The following is an 18,405-nucleotide window of genomic DNA, read 5'->3' on the forward strand; positions in this document are numbered from 1 at the left end:
TGTTGTTAGGAATTTAAGGTTTCGAGTTGATTGACTCTTCTTTCGTGACGTCCGCCTTCGAAAGCGGTGTTGAGCCAGGTACGGACGATGTTCAAGGCCAGTTCTTTGCCGAGAATTCTTCCGCCCAAAACAAGCACGTTCGCGTTGTTGTGGCGTTTGGACATTTCCGCGGTGAGCTGATCGTGACAAAGGGCCGCTCTGATTCCGTGTAAACGGTTCGCCGCGATGGACGCTCCGATTCCGGTTCCGCAAAGGGCGATCAAACCTTCCACTTCGTTGGAAAGAACTTTTTTACACGCTTCCGAGATGACGATGGGATAATCTACGGACGTTTCGTCCTTGGTTCCGTAGTCTACGATTTCTAATTCTCCCGCGAAAGAATTGCGGAGAAATTCCTTGAGTTCAAAGCCTCCGTGATCCGAGGCGATTCCGATTTTTTTCATGATCTATATTTGGTTATGTCCGACTTTACTCAGGTTTCAAGCAAATAATTCTTCCCTTGTTCAAATCGTCAAAATCGAAGAATCGATCTAAAGAACGGAATCCCGATATGTCTTCGGCATCGCGTCCCAGAATTCCACTTGAAGGAGGAATAACGAGAGATAGATCATCGAGAAGTTTTCCTCGGAAATCCTTTCGCCTTTGAGCGCGTAACCGGTCGCGTCGTTGAGTCGAGATAGAAGTTCTTTTTTTTGTTTGAGATGTGTGGTGAGAAGTTCCCATTCGATCGAGTTTAGCGATCTGGTTTTGTCGTCCGAAAGAATATAATTCTCATAATAAGAATTCAACTCCGCGTACGTCGAAAGATGGCGGTTCCAATCCAGTAGAAGTTTTGTTAATTCCTCTTCCGGTAGATTCTTGCCTTGAATGCAGGAGATCGATTGAAATCTGGATTTTCCTTCCTTATAAGCGATCGTTTCCGCGATTCTCTTTTTTTCTTCGAGTGGAAGCGCGCTTTTGAACAGATTGGCGAGCTCGGAAGAACCCGCCTCGTTTGCAAAACAATCCTGAACCGCGACTTGGGAAACGAAATTCAGACCCGATGCGAAAAGGTTTTCCGCGGAAACGCAGACACAAATTCCGATCGAGATCGGAATCAAAAAGATATTTCTTAAGAAAGAAAGTTTCATTAAGCTTTGGATTCGAATTCCTTCATAAAGGATACGAGTTTTTGAACTCCCGCGAGAGGCATGGAATTGTAGATCGAAGCTCTAAATCCTCCCACCAATCTATGACCTCCCAAACCGTGAAGACCGTTCTTTTCCGCTTCGTCCAAAAACTTGGAATCCAAATTTTTATCCTTCAAAAGGAACACTGCATTCATCTTGGAACGGGATCTTTTTTGAACCGGACAAGTATAAAGCGAGGAAGAATCGATGAAGTCGTAAACCAACTTCGCCTTTTGTTCGTTTACTGTTTCCATCGCTTCGATTCCGCCTAACTTTAAAAGCCATTCGAAAACGAGCTTTGCGATGTAGATGGAATACGTGGACGGAGTGTTGTAAAGGGATTGGTTCTTTACCATCACGGAATAATCCAAAAGAATCGGAATCTTTCTTCCCGAAATTCCGAGAAGATCGTTTCGAATGATGATCAAACTCAAACCGGAAGGTCCGATGTTCTTTTGCGCGCCGGCAAAGATCACTCCGAAATCCTTCACGTCGATTTTTCGGGAAAGAAGTTCGCTGGTCATGTCCGCGACTAACGGAATATTTTTGATCTTCGGAATCTCAGGATATTGAGAACCGTAGATCGTATTGTTGGATGTGATATGAAGATACTTTCCTTTTCCGGAAAGACTTGCGTCGGTGAGAACGGGAGTGTCCGTAAAATTATTTTCCGTCGCATCGTAGATAACGTTGACCCCGTTGAATTTAAGACCTTCTTCCCAAGCCTTCTTGGTCCAGATTCCGGTGTGTGCGATGTCGAAACTTTCCCCGTCTTTTAATAAATTGAGGGGAAGCGCGGAGAAGTGAAGCGTCGCTCCGCCTGAAAAGAATGCGATCGAGTAGTCGTTTCCGATGTTTAGAAGTTTGCGTAAAAGAGATTCGGCTTCTTTGAGCACGTCTTCGAAAAGAGGTTCCCTGTGACTGACTTCCATGATGGACATTCCGGAGCCTTTGTAATTTAAGAATTCGGCCGCGGCGATTTCCATCACCTCGTTGGGGAGCATCGCGGGGCCTGCGCCGAAATTGTAGATTCTTTCCTGGAACTGATACATAAGGCTAGGGTTGCAGAGGGGAGGCTGGGGATCAACTTTCTTCCAAGAAAGAAGACTTGAGATCGGGAAAAATCCTTGTCTCAATAGAATGCTTGAGGATAGCATATCCCCTGGTCAAATGACTGCTTTCACTTCCGAGGATGAAAAGGAGTATTTTAGAATGTTCAGAATCTTGATAGCGTTTGTATGTTTCGGTTTTTCTTTATCTATATTTTCTCAGGAAAATTCCAAACTCGGAGAGAAAGAAGTTCGTTCTTCTCAAAGGGTTCAATTTATCAATCGTTCCTCCGCTCGCGCCGGAGAAGAAGTCCGCGGAACCAACGAGAAAGTCGGTTCGGGTCTTGCGGATATTCTGAAAAAAGAACCGGATAAATCTCATACACAAGGCGGAGTCAGCGTTACGAGAATCGCTCCCGAAGAAAAAAAATTCGGCGCGGACGTATTCGGGATTCTCGAGGATTCGGATTACGGTCACATCAATTCGATCCAGAGAATTCTTTCCGGATTCGTAAAATCGAACTTCGGATACGACGATAAGAATGCGGACATTCTCGCCACGTACATTCTTTACTACAACGCGATTCATAGAAAGGACAAGGCTTACATCGGAAAGAAATATTCAAATTCCGTAATTAAGTTCGTAAGCGTAGGTTCCATCGGAATTTCGAAACGTTATTCGGAATGGCCCGGTAAAACTCAGATCATCATTCCTCTTATGGAAGACGTTCTCGGAAAGGACGTTCACACCGACGAACTCGAGGACGAAGTAAACAAGGATCTGGATAAGAAGAAGGAAGGACAATCCGAAAAGGATAAGTTCAACGATCTTCAAAACGAAAAGAACAAGAAAGAACTCGAAGAACTCAAACGCAGAAAAGAAGAGAATCAGAACAAACAAAAGGAAATTTCCGATAAGGAAACCAAAACCGATAAGGAACTTCAGGAACTCAATAAGGATCCGGTAAAAAATAAAACCCAGATCGTCGAAAAGAAAAAGGAAAAAGAGCAGATTCAAAAAGAAAAGGAATCCGCTAAAAAAGAGGAACAGAAGTTAAAGGAAAAAGAAAAAGAAGTAGTTAAGAAAGACGAAGAAAGAAAGAGCAACAACAGTTCTTCAAGTTCGTCCAGCTCTTCCAGTTCCTCTAAATCCGATTCCAAAAACGATTCGGGAAGTAAGTCCGGGGGCGATAACAAATCTTCTTCGAACGATAAAAAATCCGAAGCCGAGTTAAAGAAAGAACTCGCGGATACTAAAAAAGAATTGGAAACCAAAAAGGAAGAAGAAAAGAAAAAAGAGGAGTTCGATAAGAACGTTGTCGGCGGTAAAATTCTTTTCTTAAAAACCTTAAAGTATTTGGACAAAGGTCATTATAACAACGAACTTCAAGTGTTGGATCCGACCAAAGACGATACGATCTTTCGCGGTGACTTTAACAAGATCTGCGGAAGAACATTCGAAATCGTCGATGGAAAGGCTCTTGTGATCGGTTTTGAAGACGGTCACTCTTCCAGTCACAAGCTGATCTTGATCGATCAAGAAACTCTGAAGCCGACTCTTTCCGCGGAAGATAATATTTTCTGGAGATCTCCGATGATCGTAAAAGGCGACGAAATTTACGCCTTTGAAGAGGTTCAGGAAAAATACTATCTTTCCCGTTTCGGAAAAGATCTGAAAAAACAGGCGAAGTCTTCCGAAGAAATCAGCCCGAATTCGAACGTAACTTTCTACGGAGAAAAAATCTACGTAACCGGTAAGGAAGAAAGTTCCGGTAACGTTCAGATCACCGTTTTTAACAAAGCAGATCTGAAGTTGATTAAAAAGATTAAGCCGTAGTTCCGACCTTCTCCATCGGTCGAAAAAACTTCAAGAAACCGGGAGCTTCCAGCCCCGGTTTTTTATTTTAAGGATTATATATTTGGAATTCGATCCGAAAATTCTCAGAGAAATCATCGACGGGTTTATAACCGAATCGGCGACATTCTTTCCTGCTTGGGAAGAATCAACAAACGCGGAAAGACCCTTTCAAGCGGAACGAAACTTTTATTCACAAGCGGTGAAACAGAAAGAGTTCCAGGAACCGATTTTGAATTACGTTCGAAAAATTATCGATCACAACCGAAACGGTTCGATTCTCTGGTCCTCGGAAGAAGAACACGCAGGAACCCGCGCGGTGATGGCTTTGGCTCTCTTCGACAAAACATACATCAAAGAATATATCGACTTTTTACGAACCAACGATCTGGATCATGAAGTGTATCAAAGCGACGACATTCAAGAACTGATCGAAAGATGGGGTTGGTGCGAGGAAACGTTATCTTTGGCCGCGGCTCGTAGTTTCCGCGGACAATTCGGCTCCGATCAACTCGGAGAAATGTTGAGCGACGGTCTGGAAGAATATCTGACGAAAACGGATTCCATCGAGTCCTTTGTCGAACGCATCTGCGAAGAACTTCGAAACGATTCTGCCATCCGCGAAGAGGAATACGAAGAATGGATCGCGATCGTTTCCTATACGTTTGGAGAAAATCAAAAATCCGTTCGACGAACGATGAAACAAAAACTTCAGGTCTGAACGGAATTTTATAATATTAGAAAATTCTTATCTTAAAGAAGTGAGTTCTCTGTAAGCACGAACAACTCCGTCCGCGATCGTCTTTGTAAACGTCAAAGCGACTCTCGCTTTTTCGGAGGTGATCATCACTTCGTGAGCGTCCACCGAATTCGGATCAAAAACCATTTTCTGAGTCATTTCATCCGCATCCACTTGGAGATCGTTCACGGAGGTAAGAGCGTTCTTCATCGCTTCCGAAAAACTTTCAGCCACGTAATCCGGAGAAACGGGTTGTTTAACGTCTTTGTAATGTCTATCTTCGGTTGTGGATACGTTCACGTTATCGCCTTTCGGGCTGAGAGGATGCGCCTTACCGCCGTTGTATCCGGAATTGTAAGTATACCAAAGAGACGAGTTAGAATTGATTTCCATGATTAAGCTCTACCTATTTCCAAAGCCTTGTTGAACATCGCTTTGGATCCGTTGATCATCTGAACGTTCGCTTCGTAAGATCTGGAAGCCGAGATCATATCCGTCATTTCGGTAACGATGTTGACGTTCGGCATTTCCACATAACCTTTCTTAGGACCGATCTGAATCGAGTCCGGGTGAGTCGGGTCGTAAACCAGACGAAGAGGGGTCATATCCTTTTCGATTTTCATCACCTTCACACCTTTACCTTCTCCGGGTGCGACTCCGAACGGATATACGGGACTTTTCCACCTGGTTCTCAGATTGATCGGAGTCATAACGACTCGATCCCTTCTAAAAGGACCGTCCCCGTTCGTATTGCGAGTCGTAGTCGAGTTTGCGATGTTATTCGAGATAACATCCATTCTCAATCTTTGCGCGGATAAGCCTGTAGCGGAAATGTTGATCGATGAAAAAAGGCCCATGACTACTTCCTAATGTTTAAAATTATGTCTCATTAAAATCAATTCAAATAAATAAAATCCGAATTTTAAGCCATTCTCATGACTTGCTTCAAGTCCCTGTAGTTCTGGTTGATTCTTTCGGACATCATCATGTATTGCATTTGGGAATTGGAGGCTTCCACGACTTCCTTTTCCACGTCCACGTTGTTCCCGTCCGCTCTCATGGTAGTTAAGTAATCGATATTCGCTTTCGATTGAACTCCGCGGTAATCCAAGGGTTTGAAAAATTGAATGTGACGTTCGTCCGAAATTTGGGTCGGAACCTCTTTGATCGCTTCGATCTTTTCGGATTCGACGGCTCTTTTGATCATGGATTCGAAGATGACTTCGGATCTTTTAAAATGAGGGACGTCCGCGTTTGCAATGTTGTCCGAAATCACTTTTCTCTTGAAAATGGAATTATTCATCCCTCTTTCCAGGAGATCCTGGGTTTTCATGAAATGGGTTTTCTCAAACATTATTTCTCTCCCCTCCAAAAAATCGGTTGAATTTGCGATTTCCAGGAGAGATTTTTTTAGGTAGAAAGTTTTTTTTGTCCGAAACTTACAAAGTATACGGAAGAACTTTTAAGCGAATCTTTCATGTCAGAGAACCCCGAAACAATCGAAATCACCCCGGATCTTTCGATCCTATTCAACGATTACTACGCATTCCGGACGATGCTCATGGATGCGATCGCGAAAAAACCGAAGAATATCATTCTCAATTTGGGGGATATTCCGGTAATGAATTCGATTTCGATCAGTTCCCTCGTTTGGTTTTTAAAGAATGCCCGTTCCGAGGGAATTTCCTGTACGATCAGCGCGATTCATCCCGATCTTCTCAATACCTTCGAAGTCCTGAATTTAAAAGAATACTTGGACGCTCAGTAAATTCTTTCCTTACGATTTTAGAATCCGTTCTATCTTAAAGATTCCGGATCATTTATGCCTTTTGTTCGCAACGATTTTCATTGGACAGGGGGAGCCGGATCTCTATGCTTGAATCTATGAAAAAATTAGTTCTCATAACATCCTTGATTCTGTTTCTATTCTCCGCTTGTAAGAAAAAAGAAGAATTAGTCTTAGGAGATTGGATCAAAGTAAAAAATTGTCCCGAAAAGGGAGAATGCCCGAATCCCGAAAAAGGAAAGGGATCTCATCTTCTCATCCTTCCCGAAGGACTTGCAAAATACGATACGTTCCATCTTACTTATAAGATGCAAGGGGACGACATTCATTTCAATCTTGCGGATTTGGCTTTCGATTTGGAATATAGAATTCTCAAAGTAAACGATAAAGAATTACAACTTTTGAATAAGAAAGAAGACAGCGTTGAGTTCTTCGAAAAAAAATAAATTCGAGAATTCGATTCTGATCGGATAAGAAATTTTATGAATCGTTTGTTTCTTTCTTTTTTGATTTTGTTTTTTCTTTCATCGGAAATTTTTTCCGACGACGAAGACGAAAATCTTCCGGGAAATTCTCCACCCGTTCCGAATATGGAACATTCTCCCGGAGATCCGACCGAAGCGGCTCGTAGAAGAGTTCAGATCACCGCGCTCAATACCGAAACCGTCAATCTCATTCGTGCGAATAATCTTGCCCGCGCTTCCGTCAATATCGATAAGATCAAAAAGTTGGATGAGAATACGGTAGAATATCATTATCTAAAAGGTTCTTATCTTTACGCACAAGGACGTTATCCTCAGGCGAAAAATTCTCTCTTAAGAGCGATTCAATTCCATCCGGGTCACGACCCTTCCTACTATCAGTTGGGAATGATCTTCGTTCAAAGATCGAAGTGGGGGAGATCACTGGAATACTTTCAGAAAGCGGTGGAACTTTCCAATTACAATCCGTTCTATCGTATCAACTTAGCGCTCGCTTACTTCGAAACCGGTAATTATTTAAGGGCAAAGGCCGAAGCCGATCGCGCGATCGAACTCAAACCGAATTTTAGAGCGGCAAAACTTCTTCTTTTAAAATCCAATTTTCTTTTAGGTAACAAAGCCGATGCGTATTCTCAGTGTGTGGATTTCGTAAAGGAAGGTTTCGTTTCCCGCGAATACATGCTGATCCATGCAAGACTTGTAATGGACATTCATCAGAATTATAGAAAGGCGATTAAGATCTACAATCAATACGGCGAACTTCCGTTTCAGGAAAAAAGATTTTTAGCGCACGCATATTACAATACCGGCAACTACCGAATGGCGGCGGCCACGTATCAAACCGTGATTCAATTTAGGATCGCCGAGGAAGAGGATAAGATTCAATACATTCGTTCTCTTTCGTTCATCAAGGATTATAGAAGACTTGAATCTTTCGTTACTTCTTGGCTTCAGGAAGAACCGGACAAACGAAGAAAGGTGCAAGAAGCTTTGGACATCGCGGAACTTTTGAAGGAAAACGAGTCCAAGGTTTTTCATATGTTTCCTTCCCGTTCTCCGTATTGAGGTTTTGTAGGAACTCCGACAATGCTCCTCAAAAAAAATCGTCGCCGAGTTTTAGCTTTTCGGCTTTGTCGGAATCCGAATCAAATAGATCACGACTAAAATTCCGATCAACGAAACGAGAATTTTCACCGCTAAAATCGGAATGAAAAAGAAAACGGTCGTGCTGATCGATAAAAAAATCATAGAGATCGCAACGATCTTAGCACGGAGCGGAATCATTTTGTGGATTCTCCAATCGCGAATATAAGAACCGAAATATCGGTTGTTCATCAACCAATTGTAAAATCGATGCGAGGCTCTTGCGTAACAAGCCGCGGATAAAAGCAGAAAGGGGGTTGTGGGAAGAATAGGTGTAAAAATTCCGATAATCCCCAAAGCCAAAGAAACCGAACCGGCGATGAACAATAAAAAACGAATGATCTTGGAACGATGCAGACGGACTTCGTCGCTGTAATCTTTTTTCTCCATAATCAATAGAATCAAAATTGTATGTAACAATTCAATTCTTTCTTAGGTGCGAATTTGGACCCGTTTGACTTTAAGATTTGATTTTTTCGTTCCTCGTTCGAGGGAGAATTTTAGTTCTCCCAGGCCCGGTCGTTTTCGAACCAGTGGTTGAACTGTTGGACGTAATTCTCTTTCGAGAATTTTTTGAGCGATTCCAATTCAGCGGGAGAATACAACTTCGTGAGTTTGAATAAAACATCCGATTGAGCCACCATGTGATCCAAATCCAAAGAACTCAAATATTGAATATACAGATCGAGATGTTTTAGATTTTTTTCGAGAAGCCAAAGCATCGTGTACGTTCCCGTTTCCAATTCTTCGTGCGTGACAAGTCCTTCGCCGTCGTCCTTGTTGTATCGAATCAACTCTTTGATAAAACCGATCGACGCGGCTTGGATCTCTTCGTCATCTTTGGGGATTTTGGAAAAAATATCCTGTTCGTTCAGAATTTGATCTTCAATAGTAACACCGAAGCCGAACCAAGGATCCGATTTTTCGAAAATCGGATCGGATAACACGGATTCTTCGGCGTCCTCGAGAATCTTCGTCCAACTTAAGATCGCTTTGCCGATTTCTTTTGGATTGAATTCGGAAACCGGCACCACAACGAGGTGGGCCGTAAATCCGACTTCTTCATCCATAATCACCGTTTTAAGAGAGAACTTCGGTTTCATTGTGTGATCCTATATTAAAAATATCTTAAGAATAAACTTCCGGAAAAAAATCGATATCTAAGATTCTCTGAGCGAGAATTCTCAAAAGAACCTGTCCGAATAAAAGCGAATCCGTTCCCGGAATTTTAACTGCCTCGCAATCTTCGTGCGAAACGAAAAGGTAAGCGGGTTCTTTATGAGCCGTTTTTTTCAATGGATCGCTTAAGATCCAATTCTGTCCGAATTCTATGATACAAGGAACGTCGTCGACAGAGAGTTCCTTTTCTTCCAGAGCTTCGAGATATTCTTCGTTGTCGCCTTCTTCCAATGCTTCCGGCTCCCATCCGCCTTCGTTCATGTTTCCTTTTTCGTTGATTCCGAAAAATCCGATACAACCTCCGCCTAAGTCTTCAAAGTAAATTCCGTTGTGAACCTGAGAGGTTTTCACGTAACTCTTTGGTAAACCTTTTGCGGGAGAATTCGTAAACGGCGGGTTACAACGGATTTCGCAAGGTTCCGAGAAACTTGGATCTCCGTATTTGAGTTCCGCGACCAACACGTTTTCGGAAGAATCGATTTGAATTTTCAAAATCTGAGCGGAAAGTTTTGTTAAAATTTCCTGGTCTTCTTTCGTTTCCGTTAAGAATGAAAAATGTTTGAAAAAGGTTTCGGGAAGATTCTTACTTTCGCAGAGTTCTTTCCAAGTTTCGAGGTAGTTCGCGGAAGCGCCTGCTTGATATCCCTTCTTTACTTTCTCTTTGAGTAATTTATCGGCTTCTTTGAGACAGGTTGCTTCGTCATCGAACGTCTTTGTCTGCGTTTGTCCCGCCGTTCCGGTTTTTCCATACGTTACCGTAAACGAGTTCCCGGACGTTTCGATGTTCCAGAATTTATCGGAAGAATCGTCTTTGAAGAAAAGTTGGTGTTTCATTTTGAATTTCCATTGTAGAAGGAGAACATTCTCCTAATTTTTTAGAGTTCTTTTTAATTTTTAGTTATTTAAAATATTATAATATATCTTTTCGCAGAATAAAATCGCGGATTCTTCAACGTAATCTCCTTCTTTTGTTCTATTCCGTTTTTCTTATGGATTATAGAGCTGGAAAAAATTCACCGCTTCCTGATCCGCATTCGGTTTTGCGGCCACGTCGTTTGCGTCGAATTTTGCCGAAACCGCCTTGGCTTCGTCGAAGCTATGATGTGTATTCGGGTAAACGGTTATGGCGATCGAGTTGTTTGTTGCGGCGCTTGCGCCTAACGTTTGTGCTCTGGAAATTCTCGTGTCGCAATAGCCGCCCGTGTAAAGAGGATCCAATCCTGCCGCGAGAATTTTTACATGTGTAAACGGTAAATATTGGCTCGTGGATATTCCGCCGAACGCGTTGTTCAGGCCGCATCCCGGATAAAAAGAAATCACCGCTTTGAATGGTCTTGAATTTTCGGTTCGATATTGAGCCGTAGTGCTCGTATCCGAGGTTGATAAAACGCTACTTCCGCCGTGCGACCATCCCAATAAAACGATTCGATTGTTGTTGATGATCTTGGATCTTTTTACGTAACCAAGCGCCGCATACGCGTCCGTTGGTCTATCTGTTACTTCGGATGTTCCTACATTCGATCCGTTACTGCATTGATTTTGATCCGCGTTTCTCGGTGTAAAACTATCAATCAAAAGAGTCGCGTATCCCAGATCCTTCCCTCTACCGGCCCATTCCGTGAATAAGGAAGCGGGTGGTTTTGTAGCGTCGCTGTTCGAATGAGCGCCCGCACAACCGTGCATCATCACGATCAGAGGGAACGGTCCCAATCCGGCGGGTTTGGAAAAGTAACCATCCAAGATTAAGTTTTGAGTTGGATTGTAGATTTTGAATTTGTAGTTCGTAAGCTCCGAATCTTGATCAATCAAAACCGGTCCGGATGTAATACTTTGGATTTCGATTTGCTGAGCGATCACCGCGGCGCCTCCCGCCAAAAGGAAGGGAGAATCATCCTTCGAATGTTTACAACCAACAATGAGAATCGACAGGAATAGAAAGATACTTGGATTGATTTGATGTAACTTCATGCGAGGAATAACAGTGGATACTGGAAACATTTCATTCAAAATTAAGAATTATAAATCTTATTATAGTATGACCGAAACTTTAGAATTCTTGAAGATAAGAATGTGGAACATAAGCTTCAGTTTTTTCCTTTTAAGAATCGAATTTTTCATTCAACCGTTGCAATGTCTCTGAGCGCTTTTTTGAAATGCTCTTTAGTTGCGATCGTATGTTCGAGAATTGTTTTGTTCTTTAGAGTGACGCTCACCTTGTCCGCAGAACCGGCATTGTTTTGAAGTTCCTGGATCACCGATTCTTCCAAATAAAAATAAAGGACTAACGCATTGGAAGAAACGTCCGATTTGTAAAAACTTCCATAGTAATTCTTTTTTGGAGTTTTGAAAACGATCTGAGAATAAGCGTCCGTACCCGAATATACGTAATTGTTTACCCAAAATTCTACATTGTATGCGACGTAGGATTTGTCGGGCGTCATGGTTTTCGTAAAAACTAGAAAGTGATTGTATCCGTTCGAATCTTTTAACGTGATATCTATGTTTTTGCTGGAGAATATTTTTTTCTCCGCTTCTTCCGCTCGCACGGTGGTTGCAGAAATTCCTAAAACAAATCCAATGAGTAGGATCGTTTTGAGAATTCGTTTTGTTTGAAATGGATTCGGGTTTTGATTCATTCTTATCCTTCTCGATCGTAAATTCTAATTTTATAAAAATAGAATTTTAACAGAAACAGAAAGTCCTTTCTCGTCACTTTATCAGATGACTTCCCCTAAGAGTTCGCATAAGCATACTTCGACGAAGAGAAAGGATTCCGAAGTTTGCGATAAAACAACGGAATTGTCGAATCAATTTTACCGAAATGATTTCGGTGCTTCTGTCGAATTATCGGGTATGAAAATTCGACACAACGGATTAAGAATTGAAATGTTTTTTGGTGGCGATAGAAACTGCGCGGCCCATGGTTCGAGTGATTAGATTCATCGCATATATGCTCAAAACGTGATACGCTTCGCTTTCCGCGCCGAGTTTTTCCTGGGCTTCTGCCAGAATATTCTTCGGTTCTTGTATCGAAAACTTTTCCGCATTTTTAGAATCGATTGGAGGATTTCCGTTTTCGTCGATTTCCTCTTGGGCAAAGGAAAACGTTTTGAAATAATCCTTGGAAAGAATTTCTTCATATTCGCTCCAAGGCAAAGAAGAAAGTTGTTCGAAGTAAGAAGTCAGTTCGGGGATTTTCGAAACTGCAACTTTGAGTTCTTCTACTTTTTGTTCGAGCTCATCATTCGTAGGATTGCTCGGATAAAAACTGTTCTTTGGAGAACGTGTGAGTTCTGAGGATTCTTTAGAATTCTCGTTATTCTGATTGTCTGACAATGTTTTTTCCGGAAATAAAATTACGATCGGTTTCCACATGAGTCATTGGTAAAATCGCCGTAAGATTCTCGGATAATGATATCTCTCTTTCGGTTCCTTACGGACATTCTTTTCCGAATCTTTGCTATTTTGCCTAACGTTTCCTAAGACCTCTTTTGAAATTTTCGGGTTTCAAAAGAAAACGAAAAACGATCGGAGCAAGGTAAGATCGATATAAATACGAGGTTAAAATTCTGCCAATGGATTCTATTATAAGTTCTTATAAACAATCCGCTTAAATCCAGGATTTTGAAAATGCTTGTGAGGGCAATCCCATATTCAAAGAATCTTATATGATATTAATGCGACATGGAAATTGAAACAATTGACATATACGATCGTTCATTGGCGGGTATTTGGTTTTACCAAACATATTTCTAAGATTCGATGACTTTTGATGGAAGAATGAGCCTTTCGATGTGCATAACGTCTTAAGAATAAGCGTCGGATTCATCGGGCTCGTGAAATCGAAAATAAAAAAGCCGGACCTTTGCAAGCCCGGCTTCGAACATTCTCAGGTTGAGAACGGAAACGATTAGGTATCTTTGAGAGCGGTAACGATCTCTTGAGTCGCTTTCTTTCCGTCTTGGAAATACATAAGAGCGTTGTCTTGGATAAACAACGGGTTTGGAACTCCCGCAAATCCAGGGCTCAAGCTTCGTTTGATTACGATAACCGTCTTAGCTTTGTCTACGTCCAGAATTGGCATTCCCGCGATCGGGCTACTTGGATCCGTTTTCGCAAGAGGGTTTACCACGTCGTTCGCACCGTTGATGATTACCACGTCTACTTGTTCGAAAGATGGATTGATTTCGTCCATTTCTTTCATCTTGTCGTAAGGGATATCCGCTTCCGCAAGAAGAACGTTCATGTGACCCGGCATTCTTCCCGCAACCGGGTGAATCGCGAATTCTACGTCGATTCCTCTGTCCGTTAGAATATTATAAAGATCTCTTACTGCGTGCTGAGCTTGTGCAACCGCCATTCCGTAACCGGGAACGATTACAACTCTTTGAGCCATATCCAAGAGCATTGCAACTTCTTCAGCGGAAGTGCTTTTGGTTTTTCCAGCGTAGATGTCTTCACTACCTTTGGAGTTGTCGACCGCCGCGCCGAGTCCGCCGAAAAGAACGTTCGGAAGAGAGCGGTTCATCGCCTTACACATGATCTGTGTAAGAATGATTCCGGAAGCTCCCACGAGCGAACCCGCGATGATAAGAACGTTATTGCCGAGAACGAATCCCGTTGCGGAAGCCGCGATTCCGGAATAAGAGTTTAGAAGCGCGATTACCACAGGCATATCCGCTCCACCGATCGGCATTACGAGAAGGATTCCTAAAACGGAACCTGCTACTACTACATACCAATACCATTCGATTCTTTCAGGTTGAGTTACAACGTAATAGCTCAGTGCGATCGAAGCAATGAAGAAGATTACTTTTACGATTTGATCGCCAGGATAACGAACCGCTTTTTCGGAAAGAATTCCCTGTAACTTTCCGTAAGCTACGAAACTTCCCGTAAGAGTTACCGCTCCGATGATTCCGGATGCGGCGGTTGAAATCGTAAATTGATACGACTTGAGGACTTCAAGATTGGTTCCTTGGTGAAGGACTTCCATTACGGCCGCACCAGCGACTAAGAAGGAACCAAGACCACCGAAACCGTTCAGCGCCGCGACGAGCTGAGGCATGGAAGTCATCTCCACTTTTACGGAGAGATAAATTCCGATCGCGGTTCCTACGACGAATCCCGCTAAGATATATTCGTAAGCAAGACCCTTTTCTACGAGAGCCGCGGCTACGGCAAAGAACATACCGACCGCGCCTACGAAGTTTCCTCTCACCGCAGTCTTAGGGTGAGAAAGAAGTTTCAATCCTACGATAAAAAGAACGGAGGAGAGAAGATAAATTAAATTGATAATTGATTTTTCCATATTCTTACTTTTCTTTCTTCTTGAACATTCCTAACATTCTGTGGGTTACCCAAAATCCGCCCACGACGTTGATGGTTGCCGCAACCATCGCGATAAATCCGATAATATTGATCATAGGACCGTTGATTGAATGAAGAGAAAGAATCGCTCCAATGATCGTGATTCCGGAAATCGCATTGGAACCCGACATAAGAGGAGTATGTAAAAGGGGAGGAATTCTAGTGATAACCTCGAAACCTACGAATACGGCTAATAAAAAGATCGTCAGGTAGCCTACGAACTGTTCCATAATAACTTTTCCTAATAGAGATTCCTTCCTTTGGAGAGCTTAGGAAGGCCGGGCGAACCGATGGGATCACTTTTCAGAAACTCCTGTCTCCTGAAAACCTTTTTTTCTCAAGAGACAGGCGTCGCATTTTCCACAGGCTTTCCCGTTCTTTGGGTCGTAGCAGGAGAATGTAAGATGAAAGGGAACCTTCAATCGATTCCCGAGAAGAACGATTTCTTTCTTCGTAAGATTTTGAAGCGGGGTTAGGATTTTGATCGGAGAACCTTGGCTTCCTTTTTTGGTTCCGAGTTGGATCGCCATCTCATACATCTTGATGAACTCCGGTCTACAATCCGGATAACCCGAATAATCCATCGCGTTGACGCCGATATAAATCGAATCGGAACCGGTTCCTTCCGCGAGAGAAACCGCAAAGGAAAGAAATAGAATATTCCTTCCTGGAACGTATGTGTTCGGGATCTCGTCTTTTCCCAAAGAATTTTTCGGAACCTTGATCGATTTTTGAGTGAGAGAAGATCCTAAAAACAATTCAGGTTTTAACTTTTGAATCGTGTGAGGAATTCCTAATTTACGGGTTATCTTTTTTGCGTAAGACAATTCGATTCTATGTCTTTGTCCGTAATCAAATGAGAGAGCTTGGATTTGTTTTCCGTCCGCCAAGGCTTGATAAAGACAGGTTGTGGAATCCAGCCCGCCGGATAAAAGAACGACCGCTTTGTTGTTCGAAAAATTTTTGGAGGATTCTTTTGAAGATTTTTTCGGATTCTTCGTATCGGAATTCTTCCGTTTTAAATTCGTATCGTTTGTTGGATTCAAAGTTCGAACTTATCCTTGGGAAGAATTTTTCGGACCTTCATAGATGCTGGCGCTTGTGCACGTTTCGTTCAGAGTAATTTTATAAAGCAAGGGCAACAAGGGTTTGATATGATTCCAAAGCCAGATCGAAATGTTTTCCGACGTAGGGTTCTCAAGTCCGGGAACTTCGTTGAGATAATAGTGATCGAGATGATTTTCGATGAGAGGTTTAACGATCTTGCTGACTTCCGCGTAGTCGATGAGCCAACCCGTTTTAGGATCGATCTTTCCTTTTAAATGAAGTTTAAATCGAAAGCTATGACCGTGCAGTCGTTTGCATTTATGGCCGTCGGGTACGTTCGGTAAAAGATGAGCGGCGTCGAAGCGGAATTCTTTGGTGAGTTCGATTTCTTCCATTGCGGTCCTGCCCGGTTTTTAAAATTCGGAAGATCTAAAGGTCGTCGACCGGGATCAGGTGAAGAGACTGAGAAAAAGCCGGTTTATTTTACCAGCTCTTTCAAAATTTCCTGTCTTTTCTGGTCTTTTTGATGCTCGTTCAAAACCAACCATTCTCTTTTGATTTGTTTAGAGCTTACACCCTTAAGTTCTGCGTATTTGTTAAGAAGTTTTGCAGTTTTCTGGTTCATATCGACCAAAAAATCGGAAGGAGAGTCCCTGTCAAGCATCTCAGTTTGAGTCTTCTTGTTCTCGGAAGAATTTCGTGGTAGTTCCTACATTTTACGATTTCGACAAGGCTCTGTTCTTGAAAGTTGTATGAGTTCCTACATTTTCAAAAGAAGATCGAGGTGATCGATCTCTTCTTCTACGCCGATTCGTTTTCCAATCGAGACATCTTGAAGATAAAAACCAATCTTATGTCTCTTTGACTCCACTCGACTTTGAAACAAAAGCTCCACTTTCCAAATTGTGGGAACTCCTCGGATCGGGCCTTTCTTTTCGATCGTATTCTCCTTAAAGAAAAGATCCAACTCCGCAAACAAAGAATCTTCCGACCCGACGCTCGTCCTCGCGATCGTGACCAGGGGAGAATCTTCCCCATCCTTCCGAAGACCAAAGCTCAATTCCCAAAAGGAGAATCCTTCCTCGTTCATCGCCTTTCTTCCATAAAGCAAAACGGCTTTGACGCTTTTAAGCGCGGGCTTTATCGAAAAAAATCGAGAACCCTGTGGATCAAAAATGAATGCCTCCGAATTTTCACCGAGGATCTCTTGTCGAAACCGATTTGCATTCGACGAGCCGCTCATCGAATCCGAAACAGGAACTCCAACCCGATGTGCGATTCCGACACGCGGAGAATTTTCGCGAAAGAGCGAGTTTAGAATTTCACTTCGACGAGATATCGTTTGCTTGAAAAGATCTTCGCCTTTGTATCTAAGAATATCATAAAAAACGAATGCCTTTTCGGAATCTTTTTCGATCAGCCAACCTAAAAGTAAAATCGGTAACGTCAACGGATCGGGCCCGGTAAACTCCTTTGAAACCATCGAAGAAAAAAGTCCTTCCAAGGTTTCGGAAATTTCCTTTTGATAGATATAACTTTCACGAGTCCACACCGCAGTCCCGAAAGAATTCAAAACGACTTGAACCAAACGGCCATTCTCCGGTATTAGAAAATACGAATGTCCTTTTAAAGAATTTTCTTCGGGGAAATCCCCGGCTTCGACCTTGTTCCATTCCACGTGCAAGGACGGATCGATTTTATTCTGAATTTCCGTTTTTGATAAACGAATCAGTTTGCCACGATCGGGAAACCAGTTCGTAAGAGTTTTCAAAAATGAAAAAGATTTCCAAGGGGCGCCGAACGAATTTGTTTTTTCAAAAAGAATCGCAATTTCCAAATCGAAACAATCGGCGATCGCCGAAAGCAAAATCGAATCCGGAATTTTAAGAATCTGTTTTCCTAAAAGAATTCTATGAAGAAAGATCTTTTCGGAAACAACTGCCGAATTCCAAAAAGAAAAAAGAATTTCTCGGATTCGTTCCGAGCTTTCGGAAGCGGGTCGGGTCGATAGAATGGATCGGATTTCTTCCGCTATCTTTCGGATCGAAAGAAGCGTTATCGTTTTATTTTCCGAAGAATTCTCCGTTAAAAGAGCCAAAGCCTCCGCGAAATCTCCCACTTCTTGAATCGAACTTTGAATCAACCAACTCGGTTTACCCGAGAATTTAGCAACGAGCGAAATGAATTCTTCCTCTCGGAAAATTCCTTTTTCTTTTTTGCCGTTTAAGTAGAAGAGTGCGACATCGAGTTCGTCCGGATCGCAAGACGAGAAATAGCCCGCAAGAAATCTCCTTTTTCGAATCGGATCGGATTCTTCTTTGAGTTCTTCGCAGAGTTTAAAAAAGGAATTCACAGCGGATCGTTATACAAGATGCGATTCTAATTTTTGAAACGAAAGAAAAGAATGAAAGCGAATTCTTTTTCCGTTTTGTAAACTTTCAAGATCGTTTTAGCTGGATTTCCGTTTCGTTCAGGGAGGTCGCCGTGTTTGTCCTATAATTCCGCGCGATTCGTATTTATAATTTCGAATTCGATTCTCAAATTATCAAAAAGCGTTTCGAAAAAAGTAATTCCGATAAAACTTTT

21 protein-coding genes and 2 pseudogenes are annotated in these 18,405 nt (G+C 42.3%); 5 read left to right on the forward strand and 18 right to left on the reverse strand.

The genetic code is table 11. The features are described from left to right. Positions 1-5: 5 nt before the first annotated feature. The 3 genes and pseudogenes from rpiB to serC form a co-directional block, all read right to left on the reverse strand. The gene (gene rpiB / locus CH367_RS00250) at positions 6-443 is read right to left on the reverse strand and encodes a ribose 5-phosphate isomerase B (RefSeq protein WP_100760521.1); all 438 of its coding nucleotides are present in this window, start codon (positions 441-443) and stop codon (positions 6-8) included. Positions 444-530: 87 nt separating this feature from the next. Then, positions 531-1,130 (reverse strand): hypothetical protein, encoded by a 600-nt coding sequence (locus tag CH367_RS00255; protein ID WP_100760522.1) that lies wholly within the window; start codon positions 1,128-1,130, stop codon positions 531-533. Next, a pseudogene (gene serC, locus CH367_RS00260) lies at positions 1,130-2,256 on the reverse strand (3-phosphoserine/phosphohydroxythreonine transaminase). Before serC ends, CH367_RS00255 begins: the two are co-directional and overlap by 1 nt. Before the next feature lie 125 nt (positions 2,257-2,381). Here serC and CH367_RS00265 point away from each other — a divergent pair. After that, positions 2,382-4,055, forward strand: a complete 1,674-nt coding sequence (locus CH367_RS00265; RefSeq protein ID WP_100760523.1) for a P83/100 family protein — start codon at positions 2,382-2,384, stop codon at positions 4,053-4,055. A gap of 82 nt (positions 4,056-4,137) precedes the next feature. After that, the gene (locus CH367_RS00270; protein ID WP_100760524.1) at positions 4,138-4,794 is read left to right on the forward strand and encodes a hypothetical protein; all 657 of its coding nucleotides are present in this window, start codon (positions 4,138-4,140) and stop codon (positions 4,792-4,794) included. Between the two features lie 27 nt (positions 4,795-4,821). Here the strand turns inward: CH367_RS00270 and fliE are convergent, their stop codons facing one another. The 3 genes from fliE to flgB all read right to left on the reverse strand — a co-directional run bounded on the left by fliE (position 4,822) and on the right by flgB (position 6,166). Beyond that, positions 4,822-5,205, reverse strand: coding sequence for a flagellar hook-basal body complex protein FliE (gene fliE, locus CH367_RS00275; protein ID WP_100760525.1), 384 nt, complete (start codon positions 5,203-5,205; stop codon positions 4,822-4,824). A 2-nt stretch (positions 5,206-5,207) separates the two neighbouring features. Further along, on the reverse strand, positions 5,208-5,669 hold the full coding sequence (gene flgC, locus CH367_RS00280; RefSeq protein WP_100760526.1) for a flagellar basal body rod protein FlgC: 462 nt from the start codon (positions 5,667-5,669) through the stop codon (positions 5,208-5,210). Between the two features lie 65 nt (positions 5,670-5,734). Beyond that, on the reverse strand, positions 5,735-6,166 hold the full coding sequence (flgB, locus tag CH367_RS00285; protein WP_100760527.1) for a flagellar basal body rod protein FlgB: 432 nt from the start codon (positions 6,164-6,166) through the stop codon (positions 5,735-5,737). 123 nt (positions 6,167-6,289) lie between these two features. Here flgB and CH367_RS00290 point away from each other — a divergent pair, with 123 nt between their 5' ends. The 3 genes from CH367_RS00290 to CH367_RS00300 all read left to right on the forward strand — a co-directional run bounded on the left by CH367_RS00290 (position 6,290) and on the right by CH367_RS00300 (position 8,145). Next, the gene (locus tag CH367_RS00290; RefSeq protein ID WP_100760528.1) at positions 6,290-6,580 is read left to right on the forward strand and encodes an STAS domain-containing protein; all 291 of its coding nucleotides are present in this window, start codon (positions 6,290-6,292) and stop codon (positions 6,578-6,580) included. 116 nt (positions 6,581-6,696) lie between these two features. Beyond that, positions 6,697-7,044, forward strand: coding sequence for an LIC10301 family lipoprotein (locus tag CH367_RS00295; protein WP_100760529.1), 348 nt, complete (start codon positions 6,697-6,699; stop codon positions 7,042-7,044). Positions 7,045-7,080: 36 nt separating this feature from the next. After that, positions 7,081-8,145 carry a tetratricopeptide repeat protein gene (locus CH367_RS00300; RefSeq protein WP_100760530.1) on the forward strand — a complete coding sequence of 355 codons (1,065 nt, stop codon included), beginning with the start codon at positions 7,081-7,083 and terminating at the stop codon, positions 8,143-8,145. 51 nt (positions 8,146-8,196) lie between these two features. Here CH367_RS00300 and CH367_RS00305 read toward each other — a convergent pair whose 3' ends face one another. The 12 genes and pseudogenes from CH367_RS00305 to CH367_RS00360 form a co-directional block, all read right to left on the reverse strand. Beyond that, entirely contained in the window at positions 8,197-8,613 is a 417-nt protein-coding gene (locus CH367_RS00305; protein ID WP_100760531.1) for a YbaN family protein, read from the reverse strand. Positions 8,614-8,723: 110 nt separating this feature from the next. After that, positions 8,724-9,326, reverse strand: a complete 603-nt coding sequence (locus tag CH367_RS00310) for a hypothetical protein (protein WP_100760532.1) — start codon at positions 9,324-9,326, stop codon at positions 8,724-8,726. A 715-nt stretch (positions 9,327-10,041) separates the two neighbouring features. Next, a pseudogene (locus CH367_RS21105) lies at positions 10,042-10,236 on the reverse strand (WGR domain-containing protein); the annotation flags it as partial. Positions 10,237-10,389: 153 nt separating this feature from the next. Continuing rightward, a complete protein-coding gene (locus CH367_RS00320; RefSeq protein ID WP_100760533.1) occupies positions 10,390-11,370 on the reverse strand; it encodes a dienelactone hydrolase family protein in 981 nt (326 codons plus the stop codon). A 146-nt stretch (positions 11,371-11,516) separates the two neighbouring features. Further along, on the reverse strand, positions 11,517-12,038 hold the full coding sequence (locus CH367_RS00325) for a hypothetical protein (RefSeq protein ID WP_100760534.1): 522 nt from the start codon (positions 12,036-12,038) through the stop codon (positions 11,517-11,519). Between the two features lie 238 nt (positions 12,039-12,276). Continuing rightward, the gene (locus tag CH367_RS00330) at positions 12,277-12,738 is read right to left on the reverse strand and encodes a hypothetical protein (protein WP_125226074.1); all 462 of its coding nucleotides are present in this window, start codon (positions 12,736-12,738) and stop codon (positions 12,277-12,279) included. Positions 12,739-13,312: 574 nt separating this feature from the next. Continuing rightward, positions 13,313-14,713, reverse strand: coding sequence for an NAD(P)(+) transhydrogenase (Re/Si-specific) subunit beta (locus tag CH367_RS00335; RefSeq protein WP_100760536.1), 1,401 nt, complete (start codon positions 14,711-14,713; stop codon positions 13,313-13,315). A 4-nt stretch (positions 14,714-14,717) separates the two neighbouring features. Then, positions 14,718-15,002: an NAD(P) transhydrogenase subunit alpha part 2 gene (locus CH367_RS00340; RefSeq protein ID WP_100760537.1), complete on the reverse strand. Its 285-nt coding sequence runs from the start codon at positions 15,000-15,002 to the stop codon at positions 14,718-14,720. Positions 15,003-15,068: 66 nt separating this feature from the next. After that, a complete protein-coding gene (queC, locus tag CH367_RS00345) occupies positions 15,069-15,818 on the reverse strand; it encodes a 7-cyano-7-deazaguanine synthase QueC (RefSeq protein ID WP_100760538.1) in 750 nt (249 codons plus the stop codon). Between the two features lie 9 nt (positions 15,819-15,827). Next, entirely contained in the window at positions 15,828-16,214 is a 387-nt protein-coding gene (gene queD / locus CH367_RS00350) for a 6-carboxytetrahydropterin synthase QueD (protein WP_100760539.1), read from the reverse strand. Between the two features lie 83 nt (positions 16,215-16,297). Then, positions 16,298-16,483, reverse strand: coding sequence for a hypothetical protein (locus CH367_RS00355; protein WP_100760540.1), 186 nt, complete (start codon positions 16,481-16,483; stop codon positions 16,298-16,300). A 96-nt stretch (positions 16,484-16,579) separates the two neighbouring features. Next, entirely contained in the window at positions 16,580-18,172 is a 1,593-nt protein-coding gene (locus CH367_RS00360; RefSeq protein ID WP_100760541.1) for a DNA ligase-like domain-containing protein, read from the reverse strand. Between the last annotated feature and the right edge of the window lie 233 nt (positions 18,173-18,405).

Origin of the sequence: Leptospira barantonii, assembly GCF_002811925.1 — a bacterium.
In the GTDB taxonomy this organism is placed as follows: domain Bacteria; phylum Spirochaetota; class Leptospiria; order Leptospirales; family Leptospiraceae; genus Leptospira; species Leptospira barantonii.